This is a genomic window from Dysgonomonas termitidis (assembly GCF_042654545.1).
Taxonomy (GTDB): Bacteria; Bacteroidota; Bacteroidia; order Bacteroidales; family Dysgonomonadaceae; genus Dysgonomonas; species Dysgonomonas termitidis.
The window spans coordinates 88,126-112,093 of the sequence record NZ_JBHSGN010000094.1 but is presented as its reverse complement, the minus strand read 5'-3'; the positions used below and the strand labels follow the sequence as shown (position 1 = coordinate 112,093).

The following is a 23,968-nucleotide window of genomic DNA, read 5'->3' as shown; positions in this document are numbered from 1 at the left end:
AAAAAAATTGTATCCGGAATCTAATTACTTCCAAACACATTTAAAACGAGGACTACGAATTATGAAAATCAGTTTTCTCTTTTTATTTATTTTCACAACAGCGATATTTGCGGAGGGAGCGCATTCACAAATTGCACGAGTAAACATCCAGAAACAGAGCGGAACTCTCAGGGAGGTTATCAATGAAATCGAAAATCAGACGGACTATCTGTTTGTTTACAACAAGAGTGAAGTTAATATGAATCAGCTGGTAACTGTAAGTGCCAAAAACCAGTTGGTGGCAAATGTACTTTCTAATATCTTCAACAATACGGATATTGTATATGCAATGACGGGCAACAACATTATGCTGATGAAAGTTGAAAAAGTATTGCAGATACAGCAGGATGGAAAGCATATTACAGGAACCGTAACCGATGAATCAGGAGAACCTCTGATCGGGGTTAGTATACGAATCAAAGATACGGCCACTGGTACAATAACAGATATAGACGGCAAATTTACAATTCAAATATCCGGAGAGAATACAGTGTTAGTTTTCTCTTATGTCGGTTTTAAAAATCAGGAAATAGTAGTAGGCAACAGAAATGATATATCCGTCGTGTTAGTCGGTGATTCCAGTGATCTGGACGAAATTGTTGTTGTCGGTTACGGCGTACAGAAGAAACAATCACTGACAGGAGCTGTGACGGCTATCAATTCTGACGAAATTATGACTACAAAAACCGAAAATCTGATTACAAATGTTCAGGGAAAGATTCCAGGCTTGCTCATCCGTCAAAAAACTGGTGAGCCGGGGACTTTTGACAACATGGTCAGCATTCGCGGATATGGCGACCCCTTAGTTGTTATCGATGGTGTGACCCGTGACGGTGGTACTTCAGAACTTGCCCAGTTGAATGCTGATGACATTGAAAGCATATCAGTTTTAAAAGACGCTTCTGCTTCCATTTATGGGATGGGTGCGGCCAATGGTGTCATTCTTGTCACTACTAAAAAGGGTGTTGCCGAGAAGCCCCGGATTTCTTATTCAGGCCTTTTTGGTCTGAAGAACGCTACTGGAATGGAATCTACGGTAGATGCCTATACTTATCGTCTGATAGCCAACGAAATGGCTCGTAATGGTCAACAGCCTGCCGCCTATAGCAATGATGTCCTTGAAAAATATAGAACTGGTGCACCGGGTTATACGGATAATGACTGGCTTAACATGTTCATGAATAATTTAGCATTCCAGCAGAATCATACTATTTCAGTGAGGGGTGGTTCAGAGAAGACAAAATATTTCGCAAGCTTCGGGTATACGGAAGATAATGGTTTACTGAAAAGTGGTATTCAATACTACAAACGATACAATCTGCGTAGTAACCTGACCACAGAGATAGTAAAAGGTATAACACTGAATATTGATATATCCGGTCGCATGGACGAGACCCAAAGACCCCGTGAAGATTTTTTGTGGACTTACAAGACTTTGGTTGTAAACGACCGGGGTATCGGCTGGCACACCATGGATAATCCGACACACCTCTCTAATATCGGCCCGGAAGGCAAAAACCCTTATGCTCTTGTTGATCCTGAACAGGACGGCTACCGTCGTGGCAAAGGTTTGACTTATTCTGCAGATGTAGAACTAAGTTGGAAAGTGCCATTTGCAGATGGTTTGATTGTAGGTATTCTGGGATCATTTGACGGGAATAACCGTAATAATTCCACCTTACAGAAATCTTATCCATTGTATGATTATTTTACAGACGCACCTTCCGGTAAATATGGCAGTGATAATTATTCCAATACAATGGGAATCTTTCAGAAAGTTTATGGTCGTGGACAGGCCAACTATTTGCGTTCTTTCGGCGAGCATAATATAAATCTTCTTGGCGTTGTAGAACTGTCAAGCACCCGTTACGACGAATTGAACGGCGCCCGTCAATACACCGAACTATTCACTAACGATATATTGAACCAGGCCAGCGCAAGTACGGCTTCCAATAGCGGTTACCGTAACTATACGCGTAGGGCAGCCTATCTGATGCGTGCAAATTATGACTATGCCGGCAGGTATCTGCTGGAAGCAGTCGGCAGATATGATGGGTCATATCGTTACGCTCCGGCCAAACGTTGGGCTTTCTTTCCATCCGTTAGTGTGGGCTGGCGTATTTCCGAGGAAAAATTCATCAAGGAAAATGTTCCTCTCATTACCAACCTGAAACTTCGAGCCTCATATGGAGAAAGCGGGACAGATACGGGTGACGCATTCCAATACATTTCTGCATATACGGCTTCGTCTTTGGGCTATGTATTTGATGGCAACAGCCAAGTGGTAGGTATGAAAGCTCCGGGTATGCAATCAGACCAATTGTCATGGATCACTTCTAAAATAAGTAATATAGGTCTTGATTTTGATTTTTGGAATGGCAAACTGAATGGTACGGTTGAATTCTTTCAGCGTAAAAATGATGGATTACTCGGCAGCCGTATCCAGACTATTCCTAATACGTTCGGTGCGGATTTCCCGCAGGAAAACATCAATTCCAATATGAATATGGGGTTTGAGGTGTCATTAGGAACAAGAGGCAAGATAGGAAAAGACTTCGAATATCAAGTATCTGCCAATCTTACATATGCCCGTGTGAAGACGTTACACCAGGAGCGTGGTGAATTCTCAAGTTCCATGGACAGGTGGCTGAATGGCCAGGAGAACCGGCTTCAGGGAGGGATATCTATGTACAAATACAATGGTCAATATACATCTATCGAACAATATGAAACTGCACCTTTGATGGGTGGAAGTCAAGGCAACTCTATGATGCTGCCGGGTAGTTATAAGCTAGTAGACCTGAACGGTAATGGGATCATAAGCCGTTGGGGAGATATGAGTGACCTTGTTATGGAATTTTGGGGTAATTCAACCAGCACCGGTTCATTGAATCCGCCTCTCCAATACGGTTTGGTGTTGGCAGGCTCTTATAAAAATTTTGATGTCAACATGCTTTTTCAGGGTGCTTCCCTTTTCTCCATATCTTATCCCAACGATGACGTATGGGGTTATCTGGATAAGACTAATCCGACTCTGATTGCCAAATATATGGACCGCTGGCATACAGTCAATCCGACAGATGATCCTTATAATCCTACAACGAAGTGGGTATCTGGTTTCTATCCGGCGCTTCGCAAAAGTAGCGGCGGAACTACGGAAAGCGGTAACTATTGGGCTTACGGCATTGACGTCTGGAATCCGGATGCTACTTATCTTCGTCTGAAGAGTTTGGAAATAGGATATACTTTATCTAAATCGTTGACCCAAAAAATGGGTGTTGGTAGTGTGCGGTTGTTCGTCAACGGTTCTAACCTGCTTACATTTTGTAACCGTCAATTGAAAAATGCTGATCCTGAACGGGAAGAGGCAGCTTGGTCTGCCAGCTTGGCTTATCCATTGATGAGAGCATACAATTTTGGACTAAACATTAACTTTTAATACAGTAGAATCATGAAAAAGCATATTATAACAGGATTGCTATGTGCAATGATAGGACTGTCCGCTTGCAACGATTTTTTAGAACTAAAACCGCTTGATAAAGTATCGGGGGACCAGTTGACACAGACTCCGGGCGGGTTGAAGGCGCTCCTTGCCAATATATATACCTTGATACCAATGGAAGACTTTTCATATCGTCCGAACGAAGGCTTTAATCTGCATAACTATAATGGTGTTAACGGAACAACTAATATTGCAATGTACACGGATGAAGCTACCCGTAGCGACGGGGATCAGGGTATAGGTCCAGAAGGATTCACCTATTGGCCTTACGGTGATATCCGTCAGGTAAATTTATTTTTAGATAACATTGCGATAGCAAAGAATAGCAATTCCATTACAGTAGATGAAGCGGAACGTCTGACCAGTGAGGCCCATTTTATACGTGCTTATATCTACTTCGGACTAGCAAAACGTTTCGGAGGCGTACCTCTGATAGACCATGCACAGGATGGGGATTATACACCTGGTGACGCATCCAAACTTTTTATACCGCGTAGTACTGAGTTGGACACATGGAAATTTGTTCTGAATGAATGTGATCAGGCTATTGCTCACTTGCCGGAAACGGTTACTAAAGACGATGGTATTTTCCGCGCTTCCAAATGGGCGGCATACGGATTGAAATCAAGAGTCGCACTTTTTGCCGCATCAGTGGCGAAATATTGGAATAATGCACCGTTAACAGGAGATGCTGTTACTCAGAAACTGGTGGGTGGTATGAGTGTATCCGATGCTGATTTTTTCTATCAGGAGTGTATCTCTGCTTCAGAAGCCATTATAACTCTATCCGGTAAATCTCTGTATAAGCCGAATCCTACTTCACCGGAAGAAGCAGTTAATAATTACCGACAATTATTCCTTAACTTCAGTAACGACGAAGTAATTTTCGGTAAAGCATATTTGGATGGTACTATTTATTCGAACCAGGGACATAATTATGACCGGAACTATATTCTTGCTCAGGTGAATACGGGAGGGTCTATTCGTTTCGGGCGTTTTAACCCTACTCTAAATATGGTGGATCTATACGAAAACTATACGGATGACGGAACGGGAATGAGCGCGAAGATTGTAACCCGTACCGATGGCAATGAAGTTATTGTTTCCGGAATAAATACACCAAATGCGCTTAATCTGTCAGTTCCATACAAAAAATATAACGACTTGTACGAACCATTTAAAGATAAGGATGCCCGTTTGCTCGCAAGTATCATTGTCCCAGGTACCAATTATGCCGGTACGAAAATTATTCTGCAAGGAGGTATTGTGAAACAAGACGGTAATTATGCTGTTTATGCGAATGACCAGGCTCAGGGTAAAGATGGAAAGATTTATTTCGGTTATGGAGCGGAAGGAGCTACCCAGTATTCTGGGTTCGCCGCGTTAGGTGGTTCGGAAGATTCTAACTATTCTACTACTGGCTTCTCTATCCGTAAGTATATGCAGGAGGGTACTGTGCCAAGTGCGGATATGGGATCTACTACTTCTTATATTGATATGCGTTTGGCAGAGTTTTATCTGAATTATGCAGAGGCTGTTGTAGAGAGTGGAAAAGGAGATGTGACTATTGCCGCAAGATATATCAATGATTTGCGCCATAGGGCTGCACATACGGATAATATACCTTTGACACTGGATAATGTGCTGAAAGAACGTCGCGTGGAGATGGCATTCGAAGGTCATCGCTATTGGGATTTGGTACGCCGCAGAGAGTTTCATAAACTCTTTAATGCTACAAGCCGTACTGTGCTGGTTCCAATGGTCGATCTCCGGGAAAGTACTCCTAAGTATATTTTTGTAAGGGCATACTTTCACAAGGATGAACAAAACAACGGTCGTACGTTTCAACCGGGAAGTTATTATACTGATATACCAGGAATAGCAACCAACGGTCTGGTACCGAATCCGTAATGTTTAAGACAATAAGTTATTCAGTTAATAAAATTATTCAGTTTATGAAAAAAATATTTATATTCATTTCTTGCTGTCTGTTCACATTCGTTTCTTGTGAAATAGACAATTACGACGGGCCGGATGCTTCTATTCACGGCCAGTTCCTTGATGAAAAAACAGGAGAGCCCGTAGGTACTGATATCGAAAATGGCAACTCTATTATTGTACGGGAACAGGGTTTTACCAATCCGCAAGACCAGTACTGGTATATCATGAATACTGGAGAATATCGTGATAACCTGATCTTTGCCGCGACGTATGATGTAAGGTTTGAAAACTGTAACTTTTACCCTTTCAGGATAGATAATTTTGTAGTGAAAAAAGGGAATAATACATATGATTTTCAGGTAACCCCATATATTCGCATAAGAAATCCGAAAATCATGAAAAACGGTAATACCGTCACAGCCACGTTCTCCCTTGAAGCAGGTAATCCGGAAGTAAAAGTGAAGGAAGTCCAATTGTTCGCATTCTCAGATCAATGGGTGGGAAATAGTGTAAAGTATTCTTTAAGTGGCGGTAGTGATAAGGCTGTAATTTCTCCAAGTGAAATAATTAATTCTTCAAAGGCTTATACTTTGACGATTGACTTGGCGGAAAATGCCAATTCTTTCAAGTATACAGGAAAAAATTACTATTTTCGTATAGGTGCGCTGGGTGAAGTATCCGGTGTTGGGACTGTACGGCATAACTACTCTCCGCTAGAAGTCATAATGTTCTAAGCGCATAGCAGAAGAAGACGTTCTGCCATCATACAGGACGTCTTTTTTTACCATACAATTAATATTTTCCGCAGTAGTGCTGAACAGATATTTAGTTGAAAAATATTTTTTACTAACGAAGCACTGCTTCGATAAGTCAAATTTTTAAGTTTAAAAATAAAATCATGAAGAAACTGAAAATCATTTTTTTAATACTATTAGGAGTAGTATGTACACAGCTTTTCGCGGTACAGCCTAATTCTATATATTCCCAGAAACCCAATGTCCAGAAGCTTTCTATTTTACTCCTGAAAATTATCAGATAAAGGCAGATGGAAAGTCGGATGTGTCCGATGCCCTGCAAAAAGTTATTAATCAGATTAAGAGAGAGAAGAACTTCGGCATTCTTTTTATTCCCGAAGGAACATACAGGATAAGCAAAACAATCTATATCCCGGGAGCTGTCCGCCTGATTGGATATGGAACGAATCGTCCCGAATTTATTCTTGCCGGAAATTCTTTGGGTTTTAAGGACGAAAAAGTAAAATACATGTTCTGGTTTACCGGAGGATTGGTGGAAGAGGGAAAGGTTCCTCACGACGCCAATGCCGGAACTTTCTACAGTGCTTTTTCCAATATAAACCTGCGGATAGAAGATGGAAATCCATCTGCAGTAGGGTTGCGTACACATTATGCCCAGCATAGCTTTATATCACATGTGGATATTCATATAGGAAAGGGTAAGGCAGGCATACACGATGTAGGTAATGAAATGGAGAATGTACGCTTCTTTGGTGGCGATTATGGTATTATGACCCGTAAAGCCTCTCCCGGGTGGCAGATGATGATGGTGGACACCTACTTTGAAGGACAGCGTAAAGCCGCTATTCGCACACAGGAGGCAGGACTAACCATCGTAAGGCTTACTGCAAAGAGTGTTCCTGTTGTTATCGATATTGATGAAAACTACATGGAAAAGCTCTTTATGGAAGACTGTATCTTTGAGAATGTAAAAGATAAGGCTATTATAATCAGCAATGAAAATAATGCAGTAAACCAGATAACCTTACGGAATGTATTCTGTAAAAATGTTCCGGTTCTCGCTCATTATCGCAGAAGCGGGAAGCAGACTTTAGGTCAGGGAAATCTTTATCAGGTAAAAAATTACCGCCATGGGCTGGATATGGATAATATGTCGGCTAATCCTGAAATGAAAACAATAAGTGACATTGTACCTGTTCAGCAGATACCTGGTATAGAAAAGGATATTCCTGCATTGCCTGATGTCTCAAACTGGATAAGTATCAAAGATTTGGGGGCAAAAGGGGACGGCGTAACAGATGATACACAGGTTTTTCTCGATGCAATCGCTAAAAATCAGAATATATATGTTCCGCAGGGCTGGTATATTATATCAGAATCTCTTGTATTAAAAGAGACTACAAATCTGATAGGACTTAATCCGGTGGCTACACAACTGATACTGAAAGAAAGTACACCTGCCTTCAGTGGATTCGGAGCGCCGAAGCCTTTATTGGAGACACCTTCAGGAGGTAAAAATATTGTAAATGGTATAGGGTTAAATACAGGAGGTTATAATTACCGTGCTGTAGGTTGCAAATGGATGGCAGGTGCGGGCTCTTATATGAATGATGTTAAATTCATCGGTGGACATGGTAGTATGTCACGTGGGACGGAAGCGCCATGGTCTTGGCCGAAGAGGGGAATAAGTTCACCGGTTAGCCCTGTAGCCGAACAGGGAAAGGATTATGCCTGGGATAATCAGTATTGGAGTCTTTGGGTTACCAATAGTGGCGGGGGTACATTCAAGGATATATGGACTGCCAATTCATACAGTACCAGTGGACTTTATGTGAATGATACCAACACACCAGGAAGGATATATGCTATGTCGCTGGAGCATCATGTGAGAAATGAAGCACGCTTTAAGAATGTTTCCAACTGGAAAGTCTATGCGTTCCAACTCGAAGAAGAGAGCCGCGAAGGAGAATTCTGCCAGCCGCTCGAACTGGAAAACTGTTCGGATATGGTTTTTTCCAATCTTTATATGTTCCAGGTTATACGTGTCAATACAGTATATCCGTATGCTATACGTACGTGGAACTGTAGAGATGTGGAATTACTCAATGTGCATAATTATGCCCAGACAAAATATACAGCAGGATTGACACTATATGATGTAAATACAGGGATACAGGTGCGACCTTGGGAGTTTAACCGCCTGTATATTACAGGAGAAGAGCAAAAAGAGAAAACCGGTAATAAAGTGGAACAACTTGCCACTGGTTTTGAATTCGCACAGGGAATGAGCAGTGACAGCAAGGGAAATATCTACTTCTGTGAACAACGTCTCCGTCGTGTGTATAAATGGTCTGCCGAAACAGAAACAATTTCTCTGATTGCCGATTTCCCATGGGAGCCACTAGCTACAGCATGTGATTCGAAGGATAACCTGCTGGTAATATTTAAATATAATCCTCAACCTGGTTATCTGGTTGATGGTAAGCAGGAAACTGTTGCTGACCTTCCTGATGCTGGTGGTACGTCTTTCAGTGGTTGGGGCAATTCCGGCTTTGGTACATGGGTATATTCTGTTAACCCCGACAATCCGGAAGAAACAATTAAGCTATTGCCTAAAGTCCCTATGGGGTCAGTAAATAATATACATAAGGCGCTATATCCGTCAAACAGATGGAGAGATTTTCACGATTTCAATACAGTGGTTACATATAAGCCTGAAGAATGTTTTGTCGCACCTGATGGAGTAACCATTATACCTTGTCAGTATGATCTTGCCCGTAGTTGTGGTGTGCTGGAAGCTTTTCCCGGAAAACCATTTTATTCTTCCGATGAATACGACAGGAGAATGGTAAGGATGTCTGTTGACAGTTCTGGTAACCTTTCGGATATGAAATACTTCGTTGAAAACGGAGAATTCGGTTCGGCAACAGATGCAAACGGTAACCTGTATGTAGCGGATGGTCAAATATTGGTTTTCGATAAAGAAGGGAATAAGATAAACCAGATTAATATACCTGAGAGGCCTCTTACAATGGCTTTTGGAGCAAGAGATAAAAAGACCCTTTTTGTAAATTCATATAAGTCTTTATATAAGGTGAATATGTAAAACTTTGGTTATGGCAAAAACTTATTTTGTTCTAGTTTGCAGTAGATAAAGGGCTATTGAATATAACTTTTTGCTGTAGTATTGTCCTGCTGGATTTGTAATAGAACTATGTTGTAAGTTCTGGTTTTAAAGTTTGTAATGAACATCATGCCGGCCATAAATGGCTAATTGTAATATGTATGTAGAGGGGGAAAATTAAAATACAGTTTTCTCCCTTGCTTATAATACCTTTCCCCTTACTGATAGTTCTGTTTCTCCCTTTCAGTATTACATATACAAGGTTATCATTGGCTTCATACTCATAGGATACTCTGTTGCTGTACATGCTGTTTCTTGCTTGTAATGTCATGCAAGTAATTATAGGACATTTGTTTACCTCCTTTCTTTTTTTGTTTTGTAAATACACCCTGCCAACTTTTCTGACAGGGTGAATTTATTAGAAGTTATTACTATCATCATCAAGGCAATGCCTTGCTTTTAACTCCGACAGTTTAAATCAACTTTATTTTAACAAGAATAATTCATTTTCTCTATGAATTTTATGTTTCCATTCATTTTCTTCATTTGTTTCCATTTCATTTAGAATATAATTTTCTCTATTTGCTTTTAACAATAGATACTCACATACTGGGAAGTTTCCTACTTCCCAAATTCTTTTATATCCTATAAGACCAAAATCCTTATATATATTATCTAATGACAAAAAGATATTGTCAAAAAGATCATTAAATACAACCATATTATCCCAAAGAGTTTCCTTATAGTTAGGATTGCCTGTTGATGTTTTTATTATTTTAAACTGAATACTTGAATCTATAGAACTCATTGAAATAGACCATAAATACTCAATAAAGTCATCTTCCCATTTTATACAACTATTATAAGGGAAAAAGCTTTCTTGTTTTTCATTTACAAAATGATAAATATGGAAAAGGCTTGTTAATAGATTTTGAAATCCATCATTTAAAACCCCACTATGAGCAATTTCAATCTGATTAGAATCAGATTTTAAAAATGCTTTTATATACAATTGTGTTACTATCTCAAATCTAATTTTCATATTTTATGGATTTATAATTCTTATTATATCGGCATTCTCAGCTACAGATAGAACCCACCCTCCTAAAACTTGGCCAACTTTAACCGAGCCAACATCTTGCTTCATAATAATACAGCCCTGTCTCTTCGTCCAACTCTTTGGCATTATACAGATACGGCATATTCCATGTATTGCTGCGTTACTCGATAAAGACCTCTCTGAATAGTTGCAGGAATTCTATATTTTCTGTTTTTTTCGTATTGCATTTAGTTTATTACCCCTCGTGGTTTATTATGTGGATAAAATTCTTCAAGAAAAACCAAAGATTTTGATCATATAAAAGGACCAATAAAAATAGTATCGTCCTTTTTCATTATTTCATACTATACAAGCGTGCAACAGCAAGGGTTGCAAACCGAAGGACTAGAAATGTACTTAAAAATCCTAATCCCAAAAAGAATAAGGTTTATTATACTTTTTTGTTATTTCATTTTCATCTCCAATAACCATTAATTTTCCTTCTTCTGAAATATTATAGATATTTTTCTCATAGCACTCAATTACAGTCTTTATCCATGTAAATAGAGAATCATAAATAGGGACTGGCTTAGAAGAAAAAGTAATATTAGGACAATAATAAAATATTGAACCGTATGTCTTAGATTTCACCGATAAATCTATCATAATAGGATCATGTTTCTCCCTTGCGGTATTTACATATACAAGGTTACCATTGGCATCATACTGATAGGTATGGTCTTTCTTAATCTTATCCTGATTTTCTGATCCTTCGGTACGGTAATTCTCGTCTTTCAGGTTGGCTATCTGATGTGGTTTCTGGCTGTTGTACTCATAGGTCAGATCATAACCTGCTTTCAGCATTCCGTCAAATTGGATACCCTGTTGCTGTATATGCTGTTTCTTGCTGGTGATATTATGCAGGTTATCATAAGCCATTTTTTACCTCCTTTCTTTATTTTGTTTTGTAAAATTTGCCCTGCCAATTTCTGACAGGGCGAATTCATGTTATAAACTATTAATCCTTTCATCATCAAGGCGGAGCCTTGCTTTAAATCCCAACGCAGATGGAGCCTACGCTGAACGAGGGTTTCATATTATAATTCTATTTGGAATGAACTAATGTATGAACTATACATATCTACTGATTTTTTTTTATATTGTATAAGATAATAAAAATGTTGTTATTGCTAAATATTTTAGTAATTCTACCTTTCTGAGGTTTACGTAAATATTCTCTTGATATATAGATATATGGTTGGCTACCTGCATTCTTGTAGAAATCTTCATTATCTATATAAAAATCATTCAAAGAACCATCCTCTATTCTTTCTTTTTCTTTCTCCCCACTGTTTATGATAATAATTTCATTATTTGAGTAGTAAAAATACAGAATGTTATTCCTGATAGAGTAAGATACAATACCTTTTGGCAAGTAAATATTGTAATTATTCAGTAATAATATTTCTTTATCTTTTGATAATTGTACAGTTGGATTATAATTCAGTTCATTATAATTAGTATTTGAAGTTAAGATAATGCCCTTATCACCTGTGCCCATATTACCGATTTTTGAATCAACAAACGGACTTTTGCATGAAATAACAAGTAGAAAGAAAAACACACACAATATATTATATTTCATTATATACTTTTTTGAAAGGATGTGTCAAAAGTCTTTTTTAGTTCTTCTTTTATTCGGATTAATTTCAAATATCCAATTCTCAAAGACTAATAAATGACTTTTGACACAAACCTCAATTTCTATTTTGCTTTATTTATTTTTTTCATTGCATCTTTAAGTGATCCCCAAGAAATTGTAGTAATGGAACCTTCGGAATTGTAAAAACCTATGGTTTTTACATCTTTATATTTTACAGAAACTCCACCAACACTTGATACCGAACCCGTACCAAAACTGTTACTATAATCTCTTTCTTGAACATATCCCATAATGAAAGATGGTTCTGGATAGTTATAACCTTGCGAACCCTGAGATTGCATGTCTGAACCAGAGGGGCTCGGTGTTCCTATATTTATAATATTCCCAGAATCATCATAACCAAATGGATGTAGATGCCCGTCTGCATATGCAGTTCCGCCTCGATTTTCCAAGTCCATAGTTGCTGTTACCCAATCTTTACCTACAATCTTACCTGCATCTTTACCTTCAACGATTACGGATGGGCCTACATTACTCCTTTTAAAGCCTTTCTCAATACCTTTCTTATCGCTATCTCCAAATTCATAGATTTTATCAATATTACTCATCTCATCATTGCTAAAAGGTGTAATAACATTACCTTCATCTATGGATCTATTAATTGCATCCATATCTTTTTTCTCTTGAGTTAATACGACTTTTTTTAATCCAGGATTATCATTAGTTTGTTTAACTTTATCACCTTTCAAATTAAAATAATCTGTTAATCCTTTTGGATCAAATCTATTCACTGGATTCAGAGAACAATAATGATAAGGGGTTTTGTTCGGGTGTTTCTCCTGCAACGGGTCGGTAGACAGCCATAGGCTTATTCTCGGGTCATAGTAACGTGCCCCATAGTAGTACAACCCCGTCTCCTCGTCTAACTCTTTGGCATTGAACAGATAAGGGGTATCCCATGTATTATTCCGTTCTTCAATAAACACTTCCCCGAAAGGCACATACTCTATATGCTGAACAATTTCTCCATCTAAATCAGTTATCAAAGAACTACTACCCAAATGGTAGGAATTTAAATCCCATCGGAAGCTAAGCCTTGTGCTTAAATCAAAAATACCGAGACGCTATGTCGAACAAGGAGAACTTTTCATAGATAATAAATCATCCCATTTCATTTTCATTATTAATTTCCTTTTTATGGGTTCAAATGGACTTCTGAGTGGGTTCAATATCTTGTCAATATATAAATACCCATTTTGGACTTCTAAAATCCATAACTTTAGTTCTTTATTACCGCCATCTTTATATAAGATATTAAGGCCATTGCTCCACCAAGTATTGCATGAAAATCCTAAATTATTCTCTTTTATTATTTCTTCTATCGAAGAATAATTTCTTTGTTTAAGTGCTTTATTTAATAAGCCAATATTATCTATGTACAAATATTCAACTTCATTATTGGATGTTTTTGATGATACAAATTTAGAAGTAGTATTCTCTCCATGTAAAAATAAAGTATCTCCTTCTATCTGTATTTCTAATATTATTTTTTCCCAATTTTGGTTTTCACCTTCTATCTTATAATATAATGAATCAGACTCTAAAATATTAAAATAATGAGGCTCAGTTTGTCGAATATAATTTAGTGCTACAATTTTATTTATTTCATATGTCCAATTATTCAAAATAGAAATATAGAAACACTGAAGGGTACTGTCTTCACACTCACAAGGAAGTTTATTATTCATTCTTTCTATATATTCTACATTTATCCAATTTGAACTTTGCGGATATACTGATAATAGAAGAATGGTAAAATTACATAATAGAATTATCCTTTTCATATAAGTATGAGTTACATATTAGTTTGGTACTTATTTTCTTTTTGTAGCGCATTTAAAAGACTGTTATAAGATTTTTAAATGCGCTACAGCATTGTTAACTTGTTATTTTTTAACGGTCTCTTTACTTGATCTAACCTCTGAAACTGTATAAGTGAGATTTCTTTGTGACATAAAACCTTTTATTATTCCTGTTTTGGTATTTAATGTCAAGTTATTAACATCATTTTTCCCCTTATAAGATGCATTATCTAAATAATTAAATTTAATGACACCATTTTCATCTTTGCTTACTGATCTAATAACAATGAAATGACCTGTTGATTGATTGGCATTTCTTTTTTCAAGAGCAAAATATCCTCTCGAATCAGCTTGTTCAACACCAACTATTACGGGTTTTCCATCGTACAGATCAGTTTGTATTTTTATAGCTCCTCCGATGGGGTCAGTTTTTAGATTAGGGTTATACCCTTTATCTGTTTTTGTATCAATAGCAGAAGTTCGTCCAAGAGGTGTATATCCTGCATTTAGGAGTTGTTTTTTTGCAGCTGTATAACAGTTATCAATATACGGAACTAATGGAGCATCATTTGTTACATCTGAAACATCATTGAAGTAATCAGCAAAAGCAATACTATTATCCATTAAAGCTTGTATCGACTCTTCAGACGCAGATTTAATATAATTTAAAGCATCATCTCTCGTTAATGAAGTTGAATTAAGGACTCTTACATCATTATTCTCACCAACTTTTCCTAGTTTATTGCCTTCAGTATCATAATATACTTCTTTCCCGTCCGGATCAACAAATTTTACTGGATTTTGTATACAGTAAGCATAAGTACTTACACTTGGAAACTTCTCCTGTGCGGGATCTGTTGATAACCAAAGGCTTATTTTCGGATCATAATACCTCGCTCCATAATAATACAACCCTGTTTCTTCATCCAGTTCCTTTGCATTAAAAAGGTACGGCGTATTCCACGTATTGTTGCGTTCCTCGATAAAGACTTCTCCGAAAGGCACATACTCTATATGCTGAACAATTTCTCCATCTAAATCAGTTATCAAAGAACTACTACCTAAATGGTCGGAATGGTAATAATACTGGTACAACTCAGGATTATCATTCTTGCTTGGATCGAAAGATTTCAGTTTCGGGCTATCACCACAGCAGAATCCGCCACCGTTCACATAATCGTCATTATCCGTCCCGTAATACGGTACTTCAAAGTTAGCATAATTATCCTTAATGGCTTGTTGTGATTCTTTGTATTTGTTCTTATAGTCTACCGTAATATTGCTTATACCTGATCCTGCGTATTCTATTCTGCGTGGATCTTGCCCGTAGCTATCCAGGTCGCCCAGTTTAGATACGATTCTTTGTGAGCCAATATAAATATGCTTGGTGTACTGCCCGCCTTTGCTGATAACCAGATACGGATTGATATATGCCGTAAAGTTAGCCGTTTCGGTTCTGGCTCCGCTGAATACATCATTCACATATATACCTTCGTCATCGCCGCTTGTCTTAACCACACGTTCTCCCGATGCATCATACCAATAACCTGAGATAAAGCCGTTGTCATTAATTGCCTGTAAACGGTTTTCTTCGTCCCAACGTAGTTTGCGTTCATTGGCTTTTTCTTCCGCCTGTCCGTCCTGTTTCTCCCTTGCGGTATTTACATATACAAGGTTACCATTGGCATCATACTGATATGTATGGTCTTTCTTAATCTTATCCTGATTTTCAGATCCTTCAGTACGGTAATTCTCGTCTTTCAGGTTGGCTATCTGATGCGGTTTCTGGCTGTTGTACTCATAGGTCAGATCATAACCTGCTTTCAGCATTCCGTCAAACTGGATGCCCTGTTGCTGTACATGCTGTTTCTTGCTGGTGATATTATGCAGGTTATCATAACTCATAGCAAGGGTATAAGATGCCAATTTGTTATCTGCTCCGCTATAAGTTCCTGTTGCGCTTTGCAGACGGTACAGTCCGTCGTAGTTGTAGGTATGGCTCATTTGCCCGCCCATACCCGTTACAGGCGCAGGTGCGGTATTGATGACGCTCAACACATTATCTACCTTATCATACGAATAAGCATTGTTCATAATCTGCTTACGGGTTTCTTTTCCTGAAATTACCATCAGGTTGGAAAGCCTTCTGCGTTGAGGATCATAGCTGTAATTTGTCTCGGCTCCGTTACAGTATTTCATGTAGATGCGTTGCTCGAACTTGTCATAGCCCAGTTTATTCACGTAAATATATGAGTAAGCTTTTTCACCTTTCACACTTTCCAGTAATCCTCCCGTATTGTATGCATAGCTGATTTTCTCCCCGTCGGGATAAACCATTTGTTCCAGACGGTTCCAGCTATCATAACTCCACTGAGTGATATAGGTAGCGATTGCCTGGTTCGGAATAATTACAGTACGGCGAACTTGTTCTATATTCCCTAAACGGTCATAGTAAAACTCCTGTGCCCCTGTCGCATCTTCCTGCAACATAAGGCGTCCGACACGGTTCTCTTTGGCATTCTTATTTCCATAGTGATACTTCACATTATTTTGCGGATTATCGGGATAATTGATTGCCGTAAGACGTGAGTAATCATAGTCGTAAGTAATTTCCTTATTTTCCGATGCCAAATTGGCGGTTTGCTTGCTTAACAGGTTACTTACATTATCGTATTTGAACGATGTGGTTCCCGAAGCCGGGTGTGTTACATGTATTCGTCTGCCTGCCATATCGTAAGCCGATACAGTTTCATTGTTGCCATTATCGATAGCTTTTAATAACTGGTTAATCGGGTCGAATTCAAAACGGGTGGTTATAGTTCCGTCAGGGCCTGAGTATTGCTCGGTCTTGACAGTCAATCCCGAACCGTTAGTAAAGGTCGATTGTTTTCCTCCCATGGCATCGGTAACGGTAGTGACTAATGTTCGGCTGCTGTTATCCTTAGCATAAGCCATCAGCGATTCGCTGTTATCGGGAAGGATGGTCCTGACAGCCCTGTCCATAATGTCGTAATGGGTCTTGGTCGGAGTTTCCGTATCAAATGCAGGGTTGAAAACAGTCTTACTTCCCATTGTTTCAGTAACCGGATAGAAAGCTTCGCGCACACGCCCGAACGGGTCGAACTTGGCACGTCCGCTGACGATCATTACTTTCTGATCCTGTGGAATGGTTCCGTTTGTTGTGGTTGTTACCACGCCGTCTTTCTTTACCTGCAGGGCTCGTCCGAATCCATCTGCGAAGGTTACAGTCTCCAGGTCATCATTCGGATGTTGGGGATCGTAATGTTTGGTGACGGCATAAGCCGGAGATTTAATACCTCCCGCGTTTTTTTCGACCTGCGGATGGTATTCGAACTTGATGGTATACGGTGCGCCTTCCGCTTGTTCATTCGGGGCGGTTACGGTTTCGATACGTCCCAGATAGTCGATAGCCGACTCCATGGTATAACCGTTCATATCACGGGTTACCAAAGGAATGCCATAGCGGTAATCATAGTTTTCCATCTCACTCCTGTAGCCGAAAGCATCTTCGACACGCTCAACATACATATTGTAATCACGGTCATACAGGTATTTGTAGAACATACGCTGTCCTTTTGAGTTGGCAGGGAGTGTTTTCTGTTTGATATTGCCGTATTTATCGTATGTAATGTCTATTTCGGCTTTGTTGCCTCCTTCATCGAGGGTCTGGGTCACTTTGGTCAGGTGATTGGCATAGGCAAGATCATAGGCTGCTTCCGTCTGACGGTAGAGTTTGCCGTCCGATCCTTTTACCTGCACTTTTACAGGAAGCCCCAATATATGCTTGGCTGTATTATTGGTATATTCAACCGATGTCTGGTAGTTGAATGCCCCGGTGCCTGAGTTGCCCAACGTACCCTTGTCGCTGTATTTATAGTTTTTCAGGTCACCATAGTTACCGTTCAGGTAATATTCGTAATAACTTTCGTTGGCTGTCATGCCGTCTGCCTGTCCTTCGTATACGACCGATTTGGTGTATTTCAAAGGTGTAAAGGTTATGGCACGGTCTGAACAGATACTATTATCTGCTGCAAAGTTATATGTATCAGCAGAAGCGGATACCTTATAACTGTGGTATTCGTTCACACTTTCCGAAAATTTATTACCTGCTGCATCTTCCACTGCCGAACGGACTTGATTTCCGGCAGTGTACACTGAGTTTACATCGTATTCCTGTATGGCCTTACGGTAAACCTTATCGGTTTCATACGCTTCGGTATCAATATTCTTTGTGATTACCTTACCGAAGCCTAAAAACTCGCGTTCGTGGCGTTCCTGTTTACCGTCTTCATAGTCGAAGACAGTCTTCATATTGGCTCCGTCGTCTAAAATACCGTCGTTTACTTCCACCGATTTCATGACCCATTTACCTCCGGGATGATCATAAGTAGCATGGGTACGGGCATAATCGAGGGTAAAGCTACCGCCAAGCGGATTATTGACTGTTTTTAGCTTGTTGGTACGGGCTATAGTGGAACGATAAACGGTCATTTTACCATCTTCATCGGAAGACACGATTTCAGGATAACCGTCGCCATCTATGTCACGGATATCATATAAAGAGCGGCTCATGCTCTGGGCAATACTTCCTCCAGGATTGGTAACTATCTTAATTGGAGTGAGAGGAATTATAATTCCAAAAGTCACAGCCGCATTGGCAGATTCTGACGTCGAAGCGGTTTTATTTATCCGTTCCATCCCCGTCCATGAAAACTCAGGGGAGAATCCGTTTCCTGTATTAAGCGAAACGTAGACATTCCCACCATCTTCCCTCACTTTATCAGGCAGGCCGTCCGAATTTACATCTAAAAGCATATAGTTGACACTACTGGTGGTAGTTGTTATACCGAATCCTCCGGAAAAACTGGATTGCTTGATATCATACCCCAAACCACCACCTGCGCTGATAGTCGTACTTTTACCTTCCTGTATTTTATCAAGGTTCCAGTCTACGGGATCCGTAAATCCATAACCAAGATTAATTTGCACGGTTTTATTCTCATTAATTTTGTCAGGTAAACCGTCACCATTCACATCGACAAGAGTATAACTGGTCTCATCGTTATTTAGCGAGCCATCCAGTGAGCCGGATGCCTTCAATTTGTTCGTTCCGTTTTCAACTGAAGTCTTTGCAGCATTACTGTATGCTGTTATTTTACTCCACAGGCTTCCTGAACTGGTTCCAGATGATTTTTTTTCCGTGCTTGTGCCTGCTGGAATAGTACCCGATGATGTATTTGAATTTGACAGTATTATACCGCCTCCGCCAGCACCACCCGACTTGCTGCCGTTTTTACTGTAATGCGTATAGTTACCGTTTAGAATTTCTCCATCAAAGCCTCCTTTTACATTGGTATATTGAACCTGATTTTCTGTAATTATATCAGGAAAACCGTCACCATTCATATCGGTAAAAGATCGCTTGTTATTCTCCCAACCGGAAGCAGTACTTATATTTCCGGAAACAGGCCCGATGCCGCCTCCCAGAAAGTAACCTGTACTGCTACTCTTGCTTTCAAGTACCGGTGCACTTGCTCCGGAACCTTCAATACAATTACCCGTTTTAACGTTTACATTACTGAAATCAGCCAGTGGATTGGTTAGAAGCACATCTTGTTCCCCAAGGCGTGAACTGGACATAAGAGAACCGTTTATGTAATTATCAGGTGTTTGCCCCATCCAGTACTTTTTGCCGTCACTATCAGGTGACATCGGCATAAACACCATTTTCAGGGGATCTGCCGCCTCTTCAGTCTGAGGCAAAACTAACAGGGATTCTTCGATAGGGTTACCATAACGGCCATCTGCTGCATTATAAACAAATTGTCCCCAACCACGGTACATAATACCATAACCATCATTGCCTCTTACGGTAAATGTATTTGCAGTTACTGTTGAGGTCACGGCATTAGCTGTTATTACTGCTTGCGGAATTCCCAGTTGAGCGAATAACCCGGCATCGGCAATATAATATTCAACCCAGATTGTCCCTGCGGAAGCAGCCAGTGAGCTAATACCGGAAGCCGGAGCTACAATTCCATTGGTTATGGTTACCTGCTGTTTTGCCAATAAACCTGTTACATTTTTCACGGCCATTAGTAATGTTCCGTTTATAGATGAATTCGGTAATGAAGTAAGAGCAGAAAATTGAGGTTTAATACTTAATGTTCCATTGGCAGCCAAAATGTAAGGTTGCCCCTCCGATAACATAGTCGAGTAAGCCGGATATGTAACGGTTCCTGTTGTATTGACAGTTGATCCGTCGATTGAATAAGCTATTACCGGAGACCACTTGATATATTCGATACCAACATTAGTCTCTGAAACGATCAAAAATTGCAGATTTTCCCCGGCGATTGAATTGGCTACGTTAAAAGTGAGATTTCCGTTGTATGTCTCATCCCAGTTGAAAGTCCTTTCATAGACGGTAACTTGCTGATAAGCTGGATTCGCAATAGCATTTCCCTGCCCGTCATCGATGGTTTCATCTGTAGAAAGGACCGCTTTTAAGGTAATATTATCGGATGTCACCGGTTTTATGAATGTGCCGGAGATTGTCGCAGAAGACGCCGATGGGATATAATTCGGAGATTCAATACTTATATAATCCGTTTCAGATAATTTAAAAATGGTTGTGCCCTGTCCATTCGGGTTCGTTTGATTGGTACGGTCCGTATAGCTAATAACAGGAGACCATTTTACCTGATCGAATGCTCCGTTGGCTATTTCATTTGCTCCGGACTGTACACGGAAATACACTTTTTGCCCTTTGGTAACGGAAATATTATTTACATTGGCAGGATAAGACATAAAATCCCCTTTGGCTATAGATTTATTCCATCTCTCTGTACTGCCGGATTGAATAGCTACCCGCACACCGTCCGCTTTTTCATATTCTTTTTCATCATATCCTGCCTGCGGAGCCTGTAACTGAACATTACCTTCCACCTTAATTGTTCCTGCAAACGGTGCTTCCCAGACACGAACTACATCCTGTAATGGAGAGTTTGCTATTATTTCAGCCTGTTCAACAGGATCGACTTCCGTATCACTGAGGTCTATTACACCTCCTCCTGATATAGGGCTGGGTGTATCTCCGCTACTTAAAGTAAAAGTTGGCACGGCTTTGTTATTGTTATCAATAACAATATGATTGAAATACACTTTACCGTCTATAACTATGTCCAAAAGACCGTCGTTATTTAAGTCAGAAAAATATATATCGGTTTTACTGGTTGTTTTGCCAACGTCCGATCCGGTGGATACATAAGGTACATATGCTTTAGGGCCTAAAGTGTTTGTAGTGGCTTTCGTCCTTGAAAAGTTCGATATACCAGCAATCTTTATTTCATCCCCATATTTAAATTCAGTATCTGAAATTTGCGAAATATTAGGGCGGTAGTATATGGATTTGTCTTTTTTGTATACTTTATCAGGCAAGCCATCCCCATTGATATCTACCAGCGTTACCAATCCCTGTGTTGTTGAATTTGTACGGCTATAGCTGGCACCGGCGGACAACTCCTTGCTGATAGGGCTTCCAATTCCGACACCGACATACGCAGATATAGTAGTGGAAGTTGTTTTACTTCCGCCTAACGCTGTTGCCTTATCACTGAATCCGGGTGCACCAAGAATAGCTACCGGATTGACAAATCCCGCATCTATACCGTCATTATTCAAATTCCAGATTTCAGCATCCGTCTTAAATGGTTTATACCCATTTTTCGAATCCACATCATCGTAATAATCCATCGTATGCGAAGCAAATGCAGTTCCGTAAGCATCAAGATGCGTTACCTTATCAAGAATATTGGTATTGAAAGCTCTCTGCTTGTAAGTGAAAGTATAACTTCTTAGTGTTTGTCCTTCAAAGGCAATTTCCACTTTATTGAGTAATCTATTATTCGATGTCAGGAATCCATAACGCGCCGAATTACTTTTTTTATCTTTCTGGGTTGTACTGGTCAGGCTTACTACCGTATGCGGGTCTTCACCTTTATTACCGGCCCGCACCTCTTTCAAGTAGATGGCTTTGGCGGTTAAGCCCCCTCTTACCGGTTCGTCTACCGCCTCATAGATGTATTCGATATAATCTCCGTGTAATTCTTCAACACGCGATAATTTCCATTCTACAATAACTTCTTTGTTTGTGCTTAAAGTTTTTGCAGTACCTTTCAGTACAGCTCCATATGTATACTTAGTCCCCGATTTATCGGTTACTTCCCATGTATAATTACTTGGAGAACTTCCTTTACGTATTATTTTCGAGAACGTACCTTCATTTCTTGGATAAAACTGACGGTCTGTTTTACGATTGATCTTATCGCCTCGGTGGGCCACAGAACTTTCTCCCGAATCATCCATCGTCATCAGCATACTGCCATTAAACGAGTAGGTTTCGGTTTCATTTACTTCGTCATAACGGGGCACTCCCCAACGCGTATCTATTGAAATTGAAGGGGTGCTTAAATCCCATCCTTCACCCAGCCATCCGGCTCCCCCATCGGAGTTGTATTGAATACCTAATGATGGAGACATACCGTTACGAGCGGGAGGCATTTCAAAGTTGTAGCTTAATCCTGCCGATCCCCTGTTATTGGCCGCAGGAGGTGCAATCACCTGTACTTTTGCCGTAGGGTCTGCCGCTTTGATATCATTCATCATAGTCGGTGCAAAACCCTGCGTTTCGGGTGATTCAGGTGTCTGGATCACTCCGTTTATCATATCGGTGAAGTGAGTCGTTGTCGATACGATCAGTTGGTTTTTCTTATCGATGGTATCACGTTTAAGCGCCACCCAGTGTTTTGAACCGAGGTCGAAGTAATAGGTTTTAATATCGTCTTCGGTAAACCCATTCGGTATCCTGGTTCGGTCATATTTGATCGTCACTTTAGCTCCTTCAGCAAAATGTTCTCCATGAGGAAGAAATCGATACCCTTTGTGTGTTGCCGTAACATTACTCATCCCCATATCCAGGGCAGCAATATCGATGTGACGCAACGTAGAGACTGTGATATTCTTTGAATCTGTCAGTAGGGCTGAAGAGTCTACCTTCAATAGCGCCGTTTCAAATTGAATATTATCAGCTATGCCTTTTTTGAATGTTTTGGATATTTGTTTTACATTCTGTCCTAAGGCATATTCAATATCCATATTGGTTCCTGATGTAATTATAATCTGTTTTGTCAGTTCTCTGCCATCAGCGTAAACCGCTTTGACATCTATCTTACGGCTATTATTCAACGGTACGATTGATTCAAAAGCCCCTTCTACTGTAGTAACGGGTTTGTTGTCTACATAATACTTGGTTTGTCCGGCATTCTTATCCTGAACATATCCGCTTATATAGGCTTTGTTGTCAAAGTTTGTTCCCGAACTGATGACAATCAGAGGGGAAGTATTAGCCCCTTTTTCCACTTCTATGGAAAGGTTGCTTACTTTGTAACCGTATTCTGCATTTTCCGGCAAACTGAACTGAATCCGGTTTTCTCCTTTTTTCAGCCAGTTAACATTCAGTTGTTCCCGTTGTAGAGAGGTTTTGTCTGAAAATTTAACCAGATAACCACCGGTGGCAAGGCGGTCATTGACACTACGCGGAATATTGGTAAAATCAGAGACCCCTTCCAGTTGATAACTTAGCCAGACGATATCTTTATCTGATAGCTCGCTGTTTATATCGACAGTGAAAATATTATCGGAAGGGTTGTCTAGGTGCTTGCCTGCATAAGACCCTATTATACCTTCCTGTAGAGAAGATACGAACTGTATTTGAGTTGTTTTTGCCGTATGTTGTAAATCTTTTGTTTCAGGATTTACTTCCGTTTCAATGGATGCCTCTTTTTTATCTGTTTTTGGCGCAGTCGGACTTTGTCCTCCTGTAACCTCTGAAAAGACAGGAACATCCTTTTGGAGGCTCCTGCCGGAGAAGACCACTGCCCCCAGTATCCCTGCACTGATTGCCAGTGCACAGAATAATGCATATCGTTTTTTCTTATGTATCATAATGTCAGTTTTACTTA

The 23,968-nt window shown here is 39.8% G+C and carries 8 protein-coding genes and 2 pseudogenes; 4 read left to right on the top strand and 6 right to left on the bottom strand.

Annotated features, from left to right (window positions below; translation table 11 throughout):
- Positions 1-61 precede the first annotated feature (61 nt).
- The 4 genes and pseudogenes from ACFO6W_RS16390 (at position 62) to ACFO6W_RS16375 (ending at position 9,343) form a co-directional block, all read left to right on the top strand.
- Complete coding sequence (locus ACFO6W_RS16390; protein WP_379998372.1) at positions 62-3,478, top strand: TonB-dependent receptor; 3,417 nt, start codon at positions 62-64, stop codon at positions 3,476-3,478.
- Positions 3,479-3,490: 12 nt separating this feature from the next.
- Positions 3,491-5,452 (top strand): RagB/SusD family nutrient uptake outer membrane protein, encoded by a 1,962-nt coding sequence (locus ACFO6W_RS16385; RefSeq protein WP_379998370.1) that lies wholly within the window; start codon positions 3,491-3,493, stop codon positions 5,450-5,452.
- Positions 5,453-5,496: 44 nt separating this feature from the next.
- Positions 5,497-6,216, top strand: coding sequence for a DUF3823 domain-containing protein (locus ACFO6W_RS16380; protein ID WP_379998368.1), 720 nt, complete (start codon positions 5,497-5,499; stop codon positions 6,214-6,216).
- A 164-nt stretch (positions 6,217-6,380) separates the two neighbouring features.
- Positions 6,381-9,343 (top strand): annotated as a pseudogene (locus tag ACFO6W_RS16375) (glycosyl hydrolase family 28-related protein).
- A 502-nt stretch (positions 9,344-9,845) separates the two neighbouring features.
- On the opposite strand, the gene ACFO6W_RS16370 reads toward ACFO6W_RS16375, so the two are convergent.
- The 6 genes and pseudogenes from ACFO6W_RS16370 to ACFO6W_RS16345 form a co-directional block, all read right to left on the bottom strand.
- Complete coding sequence (locus ACFO6W_RS16370; protein ID WP_379998366.1) at positions 9,846-10,403, bottom strand: hypothetical protein; 558 nt, start codon at positions 10,401-10,403, stop codon at positions 9,846-9,848.
- 423 nt (positions 10,404-10,826) lie between these two features.
- Positions 10,827-11,339 carry a hypothetical protein gene (locus tag ACFO6W_RS16365; protein ID WP_379998364.1) on the bottom strand — a complete coding sequence of 171 codons (513 nt, stop codon included), beginning with the start codon at positions 11,337-11,339 and terminating at the stop codon, positions 10,827-10,829.
- A gap of 202 nt (positions 11,340-11,541) precedes the next feature.
- Positions 11,542-12,045, bottom strand: coding sequence for a hypothetical protein (locus ACFO6W_RS16360; RefSeq protein ID WP_379998362.1), 504 nt, complete (start codon positions 12,043-12,045; stop codon positions 11,542-11,544).
- Positions 12,046-12,830: 785 nt separating this feature from the next.
- Positions 12,831-13,127 (bottom strand): annotated as a pseudogene (locus ACFO6W_RS16355) (RHS repeat domain-containing protein); the annotation flags it as partial.
- Between the two features lie 60 nt (positions 13,128-13,187).
- The gene (locus tag ACFO6W_RS16350) at positions 13,188-13,907 is read right to left on the bottom strand and encodes a hypothetical protein (RefSeq protein WP_379998360.1); all 720 of its coding nucleotides are present in this window, start codon (positions 13,905-13,907) and stop codon (positions 13,188-13,190) included.
- A gap of 102 nt (positions 13,908-14,009) precedes the next feature.
- Positions 14,010-23,951: a SpvB/TcaC N-terminal domain-containing protein gene (locus ACFO6W_RS16345; protein WP_379998358.1), complete on the bottom strand. Its 9,942-nt coding sequence runs from the start codon at positions 23,949-23,951 to the stop codon at positions 14,010-14,012.
- Positions 23,952-23,968: the final 17 nt, after the last annotated feature.